This window comes from Streptomyces sp. NPDC058685 (assembly GCF_042714725.1).
GTDB lineage: Bacteria > Actinomycetota > Actinomycetes > Streptomycetales > Streptomycetaceae > Streptomyces.
This window is the reverse complement of sequence record NZ_JBHXSL010000003.1, coordinates 149046-165814: the sequence shown is the minus strand read 5'-3', so window position 1 is coordinate 165814 and position 16769 is coordinate 149046. Positions and strand designations below refer to the sequence as shown.

Here is a 16769-nt window from a genome sequence, read left to right as displayed (position 1 = left end):
TCTGTGGGTCCGGCTCGTCGCTCAGTCCGCGACGATGCGCACCGCGCCCGGCAGGTATTCGCGCTGGCGCACGACGCGGTACCAGCCCTTCGGGAGCGTGATCGCCGCGTGCTCCTCGTGCACCACCCGGCCGCCCTCCGGCAGTTGGAGGACCATCGGGCCGAACGGCCCCGGTTCACGCACCAGCCGGCCGGGCCCGGTGACCGCGTGAGCGTGCCCCGTCACCTCGCCGAGCGCGAGGACGAGCCGCCCCCTCCCGTCCCGCGCCTCACCGGGAGTGCCCGGGATGTGCGGCGGCACAGCCTCCTCCGCGACGGGCACGATCAGCACATCTCCCTGCCGGTACATGGCTCTCCCCTCACTCCCGGCGCCGAGTGCGCCGAAGCTGATACCGACGCTAGAGGCAAGGTCTGACAACGCCGCCCGGACCGGCCGCCGCACGGCGATCGGGCCCGGTCGGACCCAACCTCGTCGGGCAGGGCGGCCGCAGTCGGACCGGCCCCGCGGAGAGCGTTGTCAGTGCGGCTTGGTAGAACTCTGCTCGTCAGCGATGTACGCCGTCCCGACCGCACCGTCCGGTGTCTGGAGCCCGCATGACCATTTCGGAGCATCTGCAGGAGCTGCACGGCCTGCCCGTGTTCGACTTCCCCGACGCCGGGTCGAAGGCCGAACTGCCGAGCGTGCCTTGTGTGGCGTGGCGGATAGCGGTCGACTCGTACGACAGCGAGGAGGAGTGGGAGGAGGCCTTCGCCCGCTTCCTCGGCGCGGTGGACACCACGCAGGTGCGGGCGCTGATCGTCGGGCCGTGGAGCGAGGCCTTCGAATCCGGTCCGGAGCCCATCGTCTCGGCGCTGGTCGAGGCGTGCGACCGACTTCCGCGGCTGCGGGCGCTGTTCGTCGGCGACATCGCGTACGAGGAGTGCGAGATCTCCTGGATCAACCAGGGCCAGGTGACGCTTCTGCTCGACGCCTTTCCCGAGCTGCTGGAATTCGGGGTGCGCGGCGGTCAGGGCCTGGTCTTCCCCGCCGTGCGGCACGAGAAGCTCCGGTCGCTCACCATCGAGGCGGGCGGGCTGGACGCGGCCGTGGTGCGCGGTGTGGCAGCGAGTGATCTGCCCTCGCTGGAGCACCTCGACCTCTGGCTCGGCACCTCCTGGTACGGAGCGAACGCCGATGTGTCCGACCTGGAACCGATCCTCGCGGGCACCCGGCTTCCTTCCCTGAAGTATCTGGCCCTGCGCAACAGCGAGATACAGGACGAGGTCGCCGTGGCGGTGGCCGGCGCCCCGGTCGTCGCACGGCTGGAGACCCTCGATCTCTCGATGGGCACGCTGGGCGACGAGGGCGCCGAAGCCCTGCTGAACGGGCAGCCGCTCTCGCATCTGAAGAAGCTCGATCTGCATCACCACTTCATCAGCAAGCCGATGGCCGACCGGCTGGCCGGTGCGTTCGGGGCGGACGGCGTGGAGGTCGACCTGTCCGAGGACGAGAGCGCGGAAGGCCGGGAGGACCGCTACACGGCCGTGGCGGAGTGACACCGGTGCGGCCCTCGCCGCGGCTCGCCGTGGTCGGTATTCCCGGCAACCGCCGCGTCACGCTGTTCCAGGAGGCGGCGCGTGCCGGCGGACTGGCCGATGTGCGCGCCGTGCCGTGGCTCGACGTGCTGCGCGGCCGGGCACGGTTCCTCCCCGGTGAGTGGGTTCGCATCGAGTCGCCCGGCGAGGATCCGCTGGTGGACCGGGAGCTGCGGGGCATGGACGACGCGGCGAGGGTCGAGGGTACGGCCCGCTGGTACGAGCGGTTCGTGCGGGCCGCCAGGTCCGTGGCGGAGCTGACGGGAGATGCCGGAGCGACGCTGCTGGACGACCCGGACGAGTTGGCGGTGCTGTTCGACAAGCGGCGCTGTCACGGGGTGTTGCGGGAAGCCGGGGTTCCGGTGCCCGACTCGCCCACGTCCGGCGACTCCGCACCGAGGGTGCGGGGCTGGGATGACGTCCGCGCCCTGGAGAGCCCCGGGTTGCGCCGGATGTTCGTCAAACTCGCCCACGGATCCTCGGCGTCGGGCGTGCTCGCCGTGGAGACGGCAGGCGGCGGCCGGGTACAGGCCACCACCTCCGTGGAGCGGGACGATCAGGGCCGACTCTTCAACTCCCTGCGTGTGCGCCGCTATGCGACCGAGCGAGAGGTGGCGGCGCTCGTCGACGCCCTCGCGCCGGACGGTCTGCACATCGAACGCTGGGTGCCCAAAGCCTCGCAGCGCGGCAGGTCGGCCGACCTGCGGGTGGTCGTCGTCGCGGGCCGCGCCACCCACGCGGTCGTCAGAACGAGCCGCTCCCCCATGACCAATCTCCATCTCGGCGGAGCACGCGGGGATCTGGCGGCGGCCCGCGCCGCGACGGAGGCCGCGGGCGGCAGTTGGACCGGCATGCTGGAGCTGGGCGAGCGGGCCGCGGCCTGTTTCCCCGGCTCGCTGCGGGTGGGCGTCGATGTGCTCCCCACCACCGGATGGCGCCGCTTCGCCGTCGGCGAGGTCAATGCCTTCGGCGACCTGCTGCCGGGCCTCACCGGTCTGCCGGGCAGCGGGGCCGAGGGCCAGGACACCTACGCGGCGCAGATCGCCGCCATACACAGAGCCGCCGATCCCGGCAGAAGAAGGAACGTGCACCGTGCCACCGCCTGACACCTCCGCCGACCCGACAGCCGGGGCCCCGCACCCGAACCCGGCACAGGCCCCGCACCCGGCAACGGCACCCGTGGCCGCAACCCCAGCCCCGGCACCGGCACCGGCACCGGCGTCAGACACGGACCCGGACATGAACGAGGTCGTCGGGCGCGACGACCTGCTCCTCATCACCCTCGACACGCTGCGTTTCGACGTCGCCGTCGAGCTCGCGGCCGCCGGCCGCATTCCCCATCTGGCCCGGCATCTGCCCGGCGGGCGCTGGCAGCAGCGGCACGCACCGGGCAGCTTCACCTACGCCTCCCACCAGGCGATCTTCGCTGGGTTCCTACCGACGCCGGCCGCGCCGGGACCGCATCCGCGGCTGTTCGCCGCACGCTTCGCGGGCAGTGAGACGACCGCACCCAGGACCTACGTCTTCGACACCCCCGACCTGGTCTCCGGTCTGGCGCAGGCCGGGTACCGCACGGTCTGCGTCGGCGGCGTGGGCTTCTTCAACAAGCAGGGCCCGCTGGGCTCCGTCCTCCCTCAGTTGTTCCAGGAGAGCCACTGGGAGCCGGAGTTCGGGGTCGCCTCGCCCACCTCCTTCGAGGCGCAGGTGACGCGTGCCGAGCAGATCGTCGCCGGCCTCGCCCACGAGCAGCGCCTGTTCCTGTTCGTCAACGTCCCCTCGCTGCACCAGCCCAACTGGTTCCATCTCCCGGGCGCCACCCGGGAGTCGGGCGACACGCGGGAGACCCACGCGGCAGCCCTGGAGTACATCGACCGTCACATCGGCCGGCTGTTCGCCGCCGTGCGCAGCCGCCGGCGCTGCTTCGCCGTCGTCTGCTCCGACCACGGCACCGCTTACGGGGACGACGGCTACACCGGTCATCGTCTCGGTCATGAGGCCGTCTGGACCGTGCCGTACGCCCACTTCTTCCTCGAAGGGGCCGACGCATGAGCCCACCGCTGAACCGCCCACGCCCGTACCAGAGTTATGTCTACGCCTATCCGCACAAGACGGCGTACCGTCCGCTCCCCGACCGGCCCTCGCTGCGCGAGCTGTGGTCGGCGGAGCGCAAGGACGCGCTCTCCCTCTATCTGCACATACCGTTCTGCGAGGTCCGCTGCGGCTTCTGCAATCTCTTCACCCGGATCGGTGCTCCCGACGAGCTGAGCACCCGCTATCTCGACGCGCTGGACCGCCAGGCGTCCGCTGTCCGGGACGCGCTCGGGGACCGGGATCCGGTGCGCTTCGCCGCCGCGGCCTTCGGTGGTGGCACCCCCACCTTCCTCACCGCCGGCGAGCTGGACCGGTTGTGCGACATCGCCGAGAAGAGGACCGGCGTCGACCTGCGCGCCGTCCCGCTGTCCGTGGAGACTTCTCCGGCCACCGCGACCGCGGACCGGCTCGCCGTCCTCGCCGACCGTGGTGCCACCCGGCTCAGCGTCGGCGTACAGAGCTTCGACGACCAGGAGGCCCGCGCCGCCGTCCGCCCGCAGCGCCGCGCGGACGTGGAGTCCGCGCTGTCCCGGATCCGCGACGCCCGCATCCCCGTCCTCAACATCGACCTGATCTACGGCATAGCAGGCCAGACCCCGGCGACCTGGCGCCATTCGCTGGACGCCGCGCTCGCCTGGGAACCGGAGGAGCTGTATCTCTACCCGCTGTACGTCAGACCGCTCACGGGTCTGGGCCGTCGGGCGGCGGGCAGTGACGAGGCATGGGACACCCAGCGGCTGGAGCTGTACCGCGAGGGCCGTGACCATCTCCTCGCCGAGGGATACGAGCAGGTGTCGATGCGGATGTTCCGCCGCGGGGGTGCGCCCGGGCAGGGCGCGGACGACTACGCCTGCCAGACCGACGGCATGGTCGGCCTCGGCTCCGGCGCCCGCTCCTACACCTCCGCCCTGCACTACTCCTTCGACTACGCCGTGGACATGCACCAGGTCCGCGGCATCATCGACGACTACACGGCCACCGAGGACTTCGGCCGTGCCGAGGTCGGCCGCCGGATCGACGAGTCCGAGGCCCGGCGACGCCATCTGCTCCAGTCGCTTCTCCAGGCGGAGGGCATGGACGTGGAGGGGTACCGGCAGCGGTTCGGGCACCACCCTGCCGACGACTTCGGGGCGGAGCTGGAGCGGTTCGGTTCGCTCGGCTGGCTCGACGAAGCCGCGGCACCGGACCGGCTGAGGCTCAGCGCCGAGGGCCTGGCGCACTCGGACGCGCTCGGTCCGGAGCTCTTCTCACCGGCCGTGCGCGCCGCCATGGCCGCGTACGAACCGAAGTGAGCGGCACATGGATCTGACCCTTCTCTACCGGGGCCCGCTCGCCTCGTGCGACTACGACTGTCCCTACTGTCCGTTCGCCAAGCGGCGGGACAGCGCCGAGCAGCTGCGTGCGGACCGGGCAGCTCTGGAACGCTTCGCCGGATGGGTGTCCGAGCAGACCGACGACCGTCTGTCGGTGCTGTTCACGCCCTGGGGCGAGGGCCTGGTCCGTTCCTGGTACCGCAGGGCGCTCGTCGATCTGTCCCGGCTGCCGCAGGTCCGGCGGGTGGCGATCCAGACCAACCTGAGCTGCCGCACCGACTGGCTCGCGGACGCGGACCCGGACACCCTGGCGCTCTGGTGCACCTACCACCCGGGCCAGACACCGTACGACCGTTTCCTCGGCAAGTGCCGGGATCTGGCCGCGCGCGGGGTCCGCTTCAGCGTCGGCATCGTCGGCTTCCCCGAGCACCTGGAGCCCGCCCGCCGGCTCCGCGCCGAGCTGCCGGACCATGTCTATCTCTGGGTGAACGCGGCGGAGGGCCGCACCTGCACCGATGCCGAGGCCGCCGAGTGGAGCGAGCTCGACCCGCTGTTCGCCTACAGCCGCCATCCGCACCGCTCGGCCGGGCTGCCCTGCCGGACGGGCGAATCGGTCGTCTCGGTCGACGGCGACGGCACGGTACGGCGCTGCCACTTCGTCCCGGACGAGCTCGGGAACCTCTACGACGGCAGCTACCGGCAGGCGCTGCGCCCCCGCGCCTGCCCGCTGGCCGTCTGCGACTGCCACATCGGCTATGTCCACCTGGAGTCGTTGCCGTTGTACGACGTGTTCGCCGGCGGGGTGCTGGAGCGGATCCCGGCCCGGCCGGCCGCCCGGTAGCCGTTCCCCACCGCCCGCCTCACAGCGGCAGCAGGTCCGGCCGCTTCGCCTCGACATGGTCGCCCGAGCTCTCGCCGCGCAGCCTGCGGCCGATCCACGGCACCAGGTGCTCGCGTGCCCACTGGACGTTGTCCCGGCGCACCTCGAAGGGAGCGCGCGGCGGCAGGAGCGGCCACTCCTGGTCCGGGTCGGCGGGCACGTCGAGCCCGAGGACCTGGGCGGCGCGCAGGGCCACCCGGGTGTGCCCCTCGGGCGACAGGTGCAGCCGGTCGCCGTCCCACGCCCGCCTGTCCTGCACCGACTTGAGCGACCACAGGTCGAGCACGGGACAGTCGTAGCGGTCGGCGATGGCGCGGACATGGGCCGTGTACGTGGCGATCTTGCCGCGCAGATGGCGCAGCACCGGCACACCGCGGGTGTCGAAGCCGGTGGTGACCATCACCGTTCCGACCGCGCCGGTGAGGTCGGCGACGGCCCGCTCGAAGCGTTCGGCCACGTCGTCGGGGTCGCTGCCCGGGCGGATGATGTCGTTGCCGCCGGCGCAGAACGTCACCAGGTCCGGGGCGAGTTCCTGCGCCCGCGGCACCTGCTCCGCGACGATCTGGTCGAGCAGCCGGCCGCGCACGGCGAGGTTGGCGTAGCGGAAGGTGTGTTCGGGCATCCGGTCGTCGAGCAGGACCGCGAACCGGTCCGCCCAGCCGACGAACGCCCCGTCCGGTCCCGGGTCTCCGACGCCTTCGGTGAAGCTGTCACCGATCGCCGCGTACGACCCGATTGCGCCTGTTTCGTCTGTTCTCGAATCGTCTGCCACAAGGACTCATCCTGTCCTTACGGGTGTGACCTACGCGACCGTAAGGAGGGGTTGACGGTGCGTGATGTTTGCCACCGGTCAAGTTTCGACAAGCACGGAATACGCCGAATCCCCCCGCACCGCGAACAGGCGGTACGAGGGGATTCGGGCGTTATCGGCGCGTCAGAGAGAAACGCCGTGCTGGCGCAGGTACGACACCGGGTCCATGTCCGAGCCGTAGCTCGGGCCGGTGCGGATCTCGAAGTGCAGGTGCGGACCGCTGGAGTTGCCCGTGGAGCCGGAGAGGCCGATCTGCTGTCCGCCGCTCACGTTCTGGCCCGCGGAGACGGTCAGCGACGAGAGGTGGGCGTACTGGGAGTAGGTGCCGTCGGTGTGCTGGATGACGACCTCGTTGCCGTACGCACCACTCCACCCGGCGGAGACGACGCTGCCCGGGCCCACGGACTTGACCGTGGTGCCGGTGGACGCGGCGAAGTCGACACCGGTGTGGTAGCCGCTGGACCACATGGCGCCGGAGGCACGGTAGGGGGTCGTGACGGCGGCGGAGTCCAGCGGCGCGGAGTAGCCGGAGGCGTTCTCCTGCGGGGCGGACTCGGCCGAGTCGCTCGTCGAGGCCTTGGCGGCCGTGTCGCTCTGGCGGGACTCGCTGCGGGAGGCGCGGTCCTCGCTGTCCGAGGTCTTCGGCTTCGCGGGCGCGGCCTTCCGCGCCGGCTTCTCGGCGGGCTGACCCTCGGCCTTGGCGCCGATGGTGAGCTTGAGTCCCGGGTGGATCAGCGCGGGGTCGTCGCCGACGGCGGCACGGTTGTCCGCGTACAGCTTCTGCCAGCCGCCACGGACGTCGTGCTCGGCCGCGATCTTGGACAGATAGTCACCGGCGACGACGCGGTACGACGTGGGGGCGGCGGGCTTCTGCGCGGTGGAGGAGGCCGGAGCGGCGGCTGCCTTCTGCGGTGCGACCGCGGGGGCCGCGGCGGGAGCGGCCTTGTCCGCGGCGTGAGCGCCTGCCGCACCCATCAGCGGGAGGGCGATGGCTGCGCCACCGGTACCCGCGGCGACGAAACCGCGGGAGAGAGAACGGGACTTGGGACGGCGGTGCTTACCCTTTCCGGGCATGGCGCATTCCTCTCCGGCGCCGGCGAGGTGAGCTGTCGGGTTCGGGCTGGAGATGCCCGGTCACATGGCTGCGTGACTTCACCCCGAGCCGTCCGGAGCACCGGACGGCGTACTACCTGGGTCCCCCGCTCCTGCCACACGTGGGTGGGTGGGTATTCCGGTCGGCGGCAGGATTAGGCGGTCCGTCCGGATTTCCGTGACCGTAAGCGAGCATTGCGGACGGGAACAAGCCACCTCTTTTTCCGATCACGGGCCACATGCATATCGGACGGGAAATTCCGGTCACACTCCGTGGACGAAGGAGCGTCAACTTCCTTCTGGTGTCGCACTTCTGGCCGGTGGATCAGCCACGGTCCGTCACGAATGAGATCCTGCTCACGAGCCTTTTCCCATCTCCATTCCAGATGGGGCAGGCTATGGCGAACAGTTCAATTCGGACAGAAAACCCAGATGCAAAGAATGGTGAGCGGTATCAGCCAATTCGCCGCAACCTGATCACCGTGGCGTCCATGTCACCCTTCAGCCCGGTCTGCAGCCCGTGGTGCAGCAGCACCGATCCCCGGTGCACCTGCGCGGTGTCCTGGCACTCGTAGGCCGCGGCCGGGTCGAGGCCGCGCAGCCTCAGCCGCGGCGGCTGCTCGCCGTAGTGCTGCGCCTGGAGCCAGGCGAGGACGACGGTCTCGTCCCCGCGCAGGTACTGCACGGCACTGAGCCCGCCCTCCGGTGCCCGCAGCCGGTACAGGTCTCCGTGCTGCACGACCGGCCTGATCTTCTTGTAGAGCTCCACCCAGTCGCGCGCCTCGGCCAGCTCCTCCTCGGTCCACTCGGTCAGGTCGCCGCCGACCCCGAGCACCCCCGCCATCGCGCTCACGAAGCGGAAGCGCAGGCTGCTGAATCGCCCGTTGAGCTGGACGTTGGGGCTGTCGGTGACCCAGGCGGCCATCACCCGCGCGGGGTGGATCTGGGTGAAGCCGTCCTGGATGGCGAGCCGGTCCAGCGGGTCGGTGTTGTCCGAGGTCCACACCTGGTCGGTGCGGGAGAGGATCCCCAGATCGATCCGGCCGCCGCCGCCGGAGCAGGACTCGAACGCCACACCCGGGTGAGCGGCCCGCAGCCGCTCCAGGAGCGCGTAGAGGGCATCGACGTGTTCCACCCACAGCCGCTGCGGATAGTCCTCACCGGGCCAGCCGGCGTCCGTGAAGCAGCGGTTGAAGTCCCACTTCACATAGTCGATCGGTGCGCTGCCGAGCAGCGTGTGCAACTGCTCCCACAGGTAGTCCTGCACGTCCTTGCGGGCGAGGTTCAGGACCAGCTGATTGCGGAGCTCGGTCCTGGTCCGGCCCGGGTGGTACTGCACCCAGTCGGGATGCGCGCGATAGAGATCGCTGTCGGCGTTGACCATCTCCGGCTCGACCCAGATGCCGAACTGCATGCCCAGCTCGTGCACTTCGTCCGCGAGCGGCCGCAGGCCCTTCGGGAAGCGGTCCGGGTTGGGGGTCCAGTCGCCGAGGCCGGCGCGGTCACTCGTCCGCTGCCCGAACCAGGCGTCGTCGACCACGAACAGCTCGACGCCCATGTCCGCGGCCCGCCGGGCGAGCGCGCGCTGCTGGTCCTCCGAGATGTCGAAGTTGGTGGCCTCCCAGGAGTTGTAGAGCACGGGCCGGTCGGCGGCGGCGTCCGGGATCACTCGCGCGCGCTGCCACGAGTGCCAGGCACGGCTGGCGCCGCCGAACCCCTCGGCGCTCCACAGGCCGGCGAAGACGGGAGAGGTGTAGCTCTGCCCGGGAGCGAGCTTCAGCAGTCCGGAGTCGTCATAGCCGGCCCCGCCCGTGATCTGCACCAGGCCGTCGGGCAGCTGCTGGACGCTGATGCGCCAGGACCCGGACCAGCCGAGCGCGCAGCCGTAGACCTCGCCGTGTTCTTCGGTCGCTCCGTCCGCGTCGAGCGCGACCCAGGGAAGGTGCTGGTGGCCGGTGTGTCCGCGGCGGCTGCCGAGCACCTTCTCGCCGTAGGTGAGCGGGGACCGTACGAGCAGGGACTCGGCCGCCCACCGCCCGTGGAGCTGGCTCAGCCGCCAGGCGTCGCGCTGCGGCAGCGTCCAGGTGGCCGCGTCGGCCCGCAGCAGCTCCAGATCGGGCCCGTCGCCTTCATGGGCGACCGTCACCCAGCGCTCGATCACATCGGCGTCGTCGTGCATGCGGTGGTGGAGAGTGAGGCCGAGCCCGTGCACGGCGTCCGTGAAGCGCAGCCGCAGCTCGTCGCCGTCCGCCGAGGCATCGGCGAAGGCCCACTCGGTGCCGCGCACCTGGGGCGTGCGGACGGAGAGAGAGGGGCGGACGAACCGGGGGCCACCCTCGACGGGGTACTCCTCGTGCCCGTCGAGCGGGGACTCGAACGGCCAGTAGGGCGGCAGCCCCCGGTCCGCGAGCGCCTCCGCGTCCACACCGGATATGCGTGGCCCCCAGTGGAGATGCAACAGCTCGTCGCCGTCCGTGAGGTGCAGCGCATAACTGCTCGTCGGTCCGGAGAGAACCCACGTACGACCCTTGCCAACGCTCTCGATCATCCCGACCCCTCAGATACTCACAGGTCCGCACAGGCCCGCACATCATCCGACGCGGACCACCGCCCGTGCAACGCCTCTGCGGGGTCGGGGCCAAGATGATTGCCTGACGAACCCATGTCGTATCGTCGAAACACGCCGTCGTCGGCGACCGGCGCCGACCGCAGTGATTTCAGGAGCTCACGTGACGCAGCAGCTGCCGCAGGTCCCGTCGACCGAGCCCGAACTGGCCGGTGTGCGCAACTTCCGGGACGTGGGTGGTCTGCCGACCGTGGACGGCAGGCAGGTGCGGTACGGAAGGCTCTTCCGCAGCGGCCATCTCGCGAACGCGACCGCGGCCGACGCCTCGTTCCTCACGACGCTCGGCCTGCACACGATCTTCGACTTCCGCAACGCGGCGGACATGCGGCTGGAAGGCCCTGACGTCGAGCTTCCCGGCGTCCGCAATCTGAATCTCCCGCTGACCGACCCTGCCGACGGCGCGGAGTTCTGGAAGATGGTCCGTGAGGGCGACATCGACCAGCTGCGCTCGATCCTCTCGGACGGCAAGGCGGCCGACCGGATGTCCGCCTCCTACCGCACGATCATCACGCAGCGCACCGGCGAGCACAGCCGTGTCCTGCACGCACTCGCCGAGAACAGCGTGCCGGCCCTGATGCACTGCGCCGCGGGCAAGGACCGCGCGGGTCTGTCGATCGCCGTGTCCCTGATGGCGGTCGGGGTGGAGCGCGAGGCGATCGAGGCGGACTACCTCAAGTCCAACGACCCGCACCGGCGTTACGTGGTCCGGCGCAAGGACAACTCCCCCGCCGGCATGTCGCCGGAGGTGATGGAGCTGCTGAGCCCCCTCTTCGACGCACGGTCCACATATCTGCACGCCGCGTTCGACACGATCGACCGGACCTGGGGCACCACCGACCGCTATCTCACCGAGGGCCTGAAGGTGAGCCCCGAGACGCGCGAGCAGTTGCGGGCCCGGCTCCTCGACGAGGCGTGAGCCCCTCGGCGTGAGCGCACCGGTTCACGGGCGGCCGCTCGCCGCACGTGAAACCTCGCGCCGTACGTGAGCCTCGTGCCGTACGTGAGCCTCGTGCCGTACGTGAACCTCTCGCCGAAACCGTCTACTTCGCCCCCACGGTGAACAGCAGGTAGAGGAACCCGGCGAACACATGGCCCGCCACCAGATACGCGAAGAGCCGGATCACCAGACCCCGGGGAAACGACTTCTCCTCGTTGCTCTCGGACACGACGGTCTCGCTTTCGGCTCGGTGGTACAGAAGGTCCGGATCAGGCGTGCGGATGCGGATCGGGGGTGCGGATCAGGCGTGCGGATGCAGATCGGGGCTCTGCAGCAGCGTGTGCACGAACAGCAGCTCGGCCCCTTCCGGGGTGGCCGCAGCGATGCGGTGCGGGGTCAGCGAGTCGAAGTGCGCGCTGTCCCCGGGGGCCAGCTCGTGCACCGTGTCGCCGAGGCTCAGCCGCAGCCGGCCGTCGAGGACGTGGATCCACTCCTCGCCGGGATGCACCCGCACGAGGTCGCCCTGGGCGCCGTACGGCACCACCACCCGCAGGGCCTGCATCGCACGGCCGGATCCGCCGGCCTGGTGGTAGGTCCAGCCGTCCGCCGCGGTGGGCTCGCGCGCACCGGCCCGGATGACGGACTCGCGCTCGGGCGCCTGCTCGCCGAGAAGCTCGGCGACGGTCGTACCGTAGATTCTGGCGAGACCGAGCAGCATCGGCAGCGACGGCTGCCTGCGGCCGGTCTCCAGCCGGGAGAGATGGGCGGGTGACAGCTCCGCGCGATGCGCGGCCGCTTCCAGGGTGAGCCCTCGGCGGCGGCGCAGATCGCGCAGCCGGGGCGCGACATCGGGCAGCGAGCCCGCCGACTCTCCCGCATGGCTGGTCATGCGTCCATTGGGCCAGAGAAAGTGCCTCTGAGGCAAACTTCTTGCCTCAAAGGCAAATCTCAGCGGTTGGCGACGGCCTGCTTCACCAGGGTCTTGCCGAAGTCCCACATCAGACCGCCCCCGGCGTGAGCGTCGTCCATCACGGCCGTGAAGGCGGAGACGAACCGGTCGACCTCCCGCTCACCGATCGTCAGCGGCGGAATCAGCTTGATCACCTCCAGATGGTCGCCGGAGACCTGGGTGAGAATGCGGTGCTTCTGGAGCAGGGGCACCACGACCATCTGCGCGAACAGACCCTTGCGGGCCGCCTGGAGCATGGTCCAGCGGCTGCGGAGCTTGATCGAGTCGGGCCGGCCGAACTCAATACCGATCATCAGACCGCGTCCGCGTACCTCGTGCAGGAACTCGTACCGGTCGACGAGCGCGGCCAGCCGGGACCGCAGCAGATCACCGGTCGCCCGCGCGTTCGCCACGACCTGCTCGTCCTCGATCACCGACAGGACCGCCAGCCCCGCGGCCATGGCCTGGGCGTTGGAGCCGAAGCTCGCCGAGTGCACCAGAACCCGGTCCATCGACGAGTAGACCTTCTTGAAGATCCAGTCCTTGCCGAGGGTCGCCCCCACCGGTACGTAGCCACCGGAGAGCGCCTTCGCCACGCAGACGAGGTCCGGCTCGACGTCCTCGTGCTGGTAGGCGTAGAAGTCGCCGGTACGGCCGAGACCGGTCTGCACCTCGTCGGCGATCAGCAGTGCCTTGTGCCGGCGCAGCATGTCCTGAGCGGCGCGCAGGTACCCGGGCGGGGGCTCGATGACCCCCTTGCCCTGGATCGGCTCCACCACCAGGGCGGCCACGTCGCCGCGGCCCAGCTCGCGCTCCAGCGCGGCGAGGTCCCCGGGCTCGACGGCGGTGTCGGGCAGCAGCGGCGCGAACCCGTCCCGGAAGGACGCCTCACCGTTGACGGACAGGGATCCCGTGGTCAGCCCGTGGAAGGCGTGGGTGCAGTACAGCACCCTCGGGCGGCCGGTGGCGTACCGGGCGAACTTCAGCGCGGTCTCGACCGCTTCCGTACCGCTGTTGCCGAAGAACACCCGGTCCAGATGCGGGCTGTGCGCCAGCAGCTTCTCGGCGAGCAGCCCCGGCAGGGGCTGGCAGTCGAAGCGGGTGAGATCGGCGAGCGAGGCGTCGAGCACGTCGTGCAGCGCCTTGCGGACGACGGGGTGGTGGCGGCCGAGGCCCATCACCCCGAAGCCCGCGAGCATGTCGAGGTAGTCGTTGCCCTCGGCGTCCCAGAAGTAGGCGCCTTCGGCCCGTTCGTAGACCTTGTCGAAGCCGATGGTGTGCAGCATGCGCGGCAGCTGGTGATTGAGGTGCCGCTGATGCAGGTCGTAGCGCTCGGCCCCGCGCTCGGCGAGCAGCTTCGCGAGGTCGAAGCCCTTGGGCGGCTCAGCGCCGGGAGGCTGCTCGCATGCCTTGAGCGGCTCGGTCATTCCTCAGTTCTCCTTCTGCACGAGGGCGGCGCTGATCCGTCCCGCGATCTCCACCGGTGTGAGGCCGATGTCGGCGAGCACCTCGCCGCGTTTGGCGTGGGCGAGGAACTGCTCGGGAATGCCGAACGTGCGCAGCGGCACATCCACTCCCGCGTCCCGGAGTGCCTGGCCCACGGCCGAACCGACGCCGCCGGCCCGGCTGTTGTCCTCCACCACGGCCACCAGCCGGTGCGCGGCGGCGAGCGGTGGGAGCTGTTCGTCCACCGGCTTTACCCAGCGCGGGTCCACCACCGTGCAGCGGATGCCGCGGCCGCGGAGCAGGTCCACCGCCTGAAGACAGACGGAGGCGAGGGCGCCCACGGACACCAGCAGCACCTCGGGGTCCTCGGCGCGGTGCAGTACGTCCATCCCGCCTACCCGGTCGACCGCCTCGACGGGCTCGCCGACCGTCTCCTTCGGGAAGCGCAGCACGGTGGGCGCGTCGTCCACCGCGACGGCCTCGCGCAGCTCCTGCCGCAGCCGCTCGGCGTCGCGGGGAGCGGCGATCCGCAGGCCCGGGACGACCTGGAGGATCGACATGTCCCACATGCCGTTGTGCGAGGGCCCGTCGACTCCGGTGACCCCGGCCCGGTCCAGCACGAAGGTCACGCCGCACCGGTGCAGGGCGACGTCCATCAGCAACTGGTCGAAGGCACGGTTGAGGAAGGTGGCGTAGACGGCGACGACGGGATGCAGTCCACCGGTGGCCAGTCCGGCCGCGGAGACCGCGGCATGCTGCTCGGCGATCCCGACGTCCCACACACGGTCCGGGAAGCGCTCGGCGAACCGGGTGAGGCCGACCGGGTGCAGCATCGCGGCGGTGATCGCGACGACGTCCGGCCGCTCCGCACCGATCTCGGCGATCTCGTCACCGAACACCGACGTCCACGACGGCCCGCCGGCGGGCGTGAGCGGCTCGCAGGTGAGCGGGTCCATCACGCCGACGGTGTGGAACCGGTCGGCCTCGTCCTCGACCGCCGGCTGGTAGCCGCGGCCCTTCTCGGTCAGGCAGTGCACGAGGACGGGCCCGTGGAAGCGGGCGGCCCGCCGGAGCGCCGACTCGACCGCCGCCACGTCGTGCCCGTCGATGGGGCCCACGTACTTCAGGCCCAGGTCCTCGAACATCCCCTGCGGGGCGAAGGCGTCCTTGAAGCCCTTCTTGGCCCCGTGCAGGGACTCGTACAGCGGTCTGCCGACGACCGGGGTGTGGTGGAGGACGTCCTTGCCCCAGGCGAGAAAGCGCTCGTAGCCGTCGGTCGTACGGAGGGTGGCGAGGTGGTTCGCGAGGCCGCCGATCGTGGGCGCGTAGGAGCGCTCGTTGTCGTTGACGACGATGATCAGCGGGCGGTCCTTGGCCGCGGCGATGTTGTTCAGCGCCTCCCAGGCCATCCCCCCGGTCAGCGCGCCGTCCCCGATGACGGCCACGACATGGCCGGTGGAACCGAGCACCTGATGAGCCTTGGCGAGTCCGTCGGCCCAGCCGAGCACGGTGGACGCGTGGGAGTTCTCGATGACGTCGTGCTCGGACTCCTCGCGGGAGGGGTAGCCGGAGAGCCCGCCCTTGCCCCGCAGCTTGGAGAAGTCCTGACGGCCGGTGAGCAGCTTGTGCACATAGCTCTGGTGGCCGGTGTCCCACAGGATGCGGTCGACAGGCGAGTCGAAAACGCGGTGCAGAGCGATGGTCAGCTCCACCACGCCGAGATTGGGGCCGAGATGGCCCCCCGTTCTGGCCACCGCATGGACCAGGAACTCTCTGATGTCTCCGCCGAGTTCTTCGATTTCCTCGTCGGTCAGCGCCTTGAGATCGCGCGGCCCCCTGATGCTCTCCAGAATCGTCACGGTCGGACCCCCTTCACTTGCCGGTTCAGCTCACGGTGACGGCGGGCGGACCCGATACCGCCCCGGCGCCCTCCATCTGTTCGGCGATCTTCAGCGCCTCTTCGATGAGGGTCTCCACGATCTTCGACTCGGGCACCGTCTTGATGACCTCGCCCTTGACGAAGATCTGACCCTTGCCATTGCCGGACGCCACACCCAGATCGGCCTCACGGGCCTCACCCGGGCCATTCACCACACAGCCCATGACCGCGACCCGCAGAGGCACCTCCATGCCCTCCAGACCCGCCGTCACCTCATCCGCCAGCTTGTACACATCCACCTGCGCCCGACCGCACGACGGACACGACACGATCTCCAACCGGCGCTGACGCAGATTGAGCGCCTCCAGAATCTGGATACCGACCTTGACCTCCTCCGCCGGCGGCGCCGACAGAGAAACCCGGATCGTGTCCCCGATCCCCTCACTCAGCAGCGCACCGAACGCCACCGCCGACTTGATCGTGCCCTGGAACGCCGGACCCGCCTCCGTCACACCCAGATGCAGCGGATAGTCCGACTGCGCCGCCAGCTGCCGGTAGGCGTTGACCATCACCACCGGATCGTTGTGCTTCACCGAGATCTTGATGTCCCGGAAACCGTGCTCCTCGAACAGCGACGCCTCCCACAGCGCCGACTCCACCAGCGCCTCCGGCGTCGCCTTCCCGTACTTCGCCAGCAGCCGCGCATCCAGCGAACCCGCGTTCACCCCGATCCGGATCGGGGTCCCCGCATCACCCGCCGCCCGCGCGATCTCCTTCACCTTGTCGTCGAACTGCTTGATGTTCCCCGGGTTCACCCGCACCGCCGCACAACCCGCGTCGATCGCCGCGAACACATACTTCGGCTGAAAATGAATATCCGCGATCACCGGGATCTGCGACTTCCGGGCGATCGTCGACAACGCGTCCGCATCATCCTGCGTCGGACACGCCACCCGCACGATCTGGCAACCGGACGCGGTCAGTTCAGCGATCTGCTGCAGCGTGGCACCGATGTCCGACGTCCTGGTCGTCGTCATCGACTGCACCGACACCGGGGCATCGCCCCCCACGGCCACCGACCCGACCTGGATGCGCCGCGAGGGGCGGCGCATCGCGATCGGCCTGGCCGGCAGCGGCGGGAGCCCCAGGGCGACAGGCTCTGAGGACATCA

The 16769-nt window shown here is 70.4% G+C and carries 15 protein-coding genes and 1 riboswitch; of the genes, 6 read left to right on the top strand and 9 right to left on the bottom strand.

Going from position 1 to position 16769, the window contains the following annotated elements; translation table 11 throughout:
- Positions 1–21: 21 nt before the first annotated feature.
- Positions 22–348, bottom strand: a complete 327-nt coding sequence (locus ACFWU3_RS03915) for a hypothetical protein (protein WP_384430658.1) — start codon at positions 346–348, stop codon at positions 22–24.
- Between the two features lie 245 nt (positions 349–593).
- Here ACFWU3_RS03915 and ACFWU3_RS03910 point away from each other — a divergent pair, with 245 nt between their 5' ends.
- The 5 genes from ACFWU3_RS03910 to ACFWU3_RS03890 all read left to right on the top strand — a co-directional run bounded on the left by ACFWU3_RS03910 (position 594) and on the right by ACFWU3_RS03890 (position 5819).
- Positions 594–1535 carry an STM4015 family protein gene (locus tag ACFWU3_RS03910; RefSeq protein WP_384430655.1) on the top strand — a complete coding sequence of 314 codons (942 nt, stop codon included), beginning with the start codon at positions 594–596 and terminating at the stop codon, positions 1533–1535.
- 5 nt (positions 1536–1540) lie between these two features.
- Positions 1541–2680, top strand: coding sequence for an STM4014 family protein (locus tag ACFWU3_RS03905; protein ID WP_384430652.1), 1140 nt, complete (start codon positions 1541–1543; stop codon positions 2678–2680).
- A 133-nt stretch (positions 2681–2813) separates the two neighbouring features.
- Entirely contained in the window at positions 2814–3623 is an 810-nt protein-coding gene (locus tag ACFWU3_RS03900) for an STM4013/SEN3800 family hydrolase (RefSeq protein ID WP_384430650.1), read from the top strand.
- Complete coding sequence (locus ACFWU3_RS03895) at positions 3620–4957, top strand: STM4012 family radical SAM protein (protein ID WP_384430647.1); 1338 nt, start codon at positions 3620–3622, stop codon at positions 4955–4957. The genes ACFWU3_RS03900 and ACFWU3_RS03895 overlap by 4 nt, the downstream gene beginning before the upstream one ends.
- 7 nt (positions 4958–4964) lie before the next feature.
- Entirely contained in the window at positions 4965–5819 is an 855-nt protein-coding gene (locus ACFWU3_RS03890) for an STM4011 family radical SAM protein (protein ID WP_384430645.1), read from the top strand.
- A 19-nt stretch (positions 5820–5838) separates the two neighbouring features.
- Here the strand turns inward: ACFWU3_RS03890 and ACFWU3_RS03885 are convergent, their stop codons facing one another.
- From ACFWU3_RS03885 to ACFWU3_RS03875, 3 genes are all read right to left on the bottom strand, one after another.
- Entirely contained in the window at positions 5839–6630 is a 792-nt protein-coding gene (locus ACFWU3_RS03885; protein WP_384430642.1) for an SGNH/GDSL hydrolase family protein, read from the bottom strand.
- A 162-nt stretch (positions 6631–6792) separates the two neighbouring features.
- Positions 6793–7743, bottom strand: coding sequence for a peptidoglycan DD-metalloendopeptidase family protein (locus tag ACFWU3_RS03880; protein ID WP_384430639.1), 951 nt, complete (start codon positions 7741–7743; stop codon positions 6793–6795).
- 4 nt (positions 7744–7747) lie between these two features.
- Positions 7748–7900, bottom strand: a riboswitch (cyclic di-AMP (ydaO/yuaA leader).
- Positions 7901–8215: 315 nt separating this feature from the next.
- Positions 8216–10309, bottom strand: coding sequence for an alpha-galactosidase (locus ACFWU3_RS03875; protein WP_384430636.1), 2094 nt, complete (start codon positions 10307–10309; stop codon positions 8216–8218).
- Between the two features lie 181 nt (positions 10310–10490).
- Between ACFWU3_RS03875 and ACFWU3_RS03870 the strand changes: the two genes are divergently transcribed.
- Positions 10491–11303, top strand: a complete 813-nt coding sequence (locus tag ACFWU3_RS03870; RefSeq protein WP_384430633.1) for a tyrosine-protein phosphatase — start codon at positions 10491–10493, stop codon at positions 11301–11303.
- A gap of 124 nt (positions 11304–11427) precedes the next feature.
- Here the strand turns inward: ACFWU3_RS03870 and ACFWU3_RS03865 are convergent, their stop codons facing one another.
- From ACFWU3_RS03865 to ispG, 5 genes are all read right to left on the bottom strand, one after another.
- Positions 11428–11553, bottom strand: a complete 126-nt coding sequence (locus ACFWU3_RS03865; protein WP_313942871.1) for a DUF6126 family protein — start codon at positions 11551–11553, stop codon at positions 11428–11430.
- A 72-nt stretch (positions 11554–11625) separates the two neighbouring features.
- Complete coding sequence (locus ACFWU3_RS03860; RefSeq protein ID WP_384430629.1) at positions 11626–12213, bottom strand: helix-turn-helix domain-containing protein; 588 nt, start codon at positions 12211–12213, stop codon at positions 11626–11628.
- Between the two features lie 59 nt (positions 12214–12272).
- On the bottom strand, positions 12273–13700 hold the full coding sequence (locus ACFWU3_RS03855) for an aspartate aminotransferase family protein (RefSeq protein WP_384430626.1): 1428 nt from the start codon (positions 13698–13700) through the stop codon (positions 12273–12275).
- Between the two features lie 3 nt (positions 13701–13703).
- A complete protein-coding gene (dxs, locus tag ACFWU3_RS03850; protein WP_384430623.1) occupies positions 13704–15578 on the bottom strand; it encodes a 1-deoxy-D-xylulose-5-phosphate synthase in 1875 nt (624 codons plus the stop codon).
- 25 nt (positions 15579–15603) lie between these two features.
- The gene (gene ispG / locus ACFWU3_RS03845; RefSeq protein ID WP_384430620.1) at positions 15604–16767 is read right to left on the bottom strand and encodes a flavodoxin-dependent (E)-4-hydroxy-3-methylbut-2-enyl-diphosphate synthase; all 1164 of its coding nucleotides are present in this window, start codon (positions 16765–16767) and stop codon (positions 15604–15606) included.
- Positions 16768–16769 lie beyond the last annotated feature (2 nt).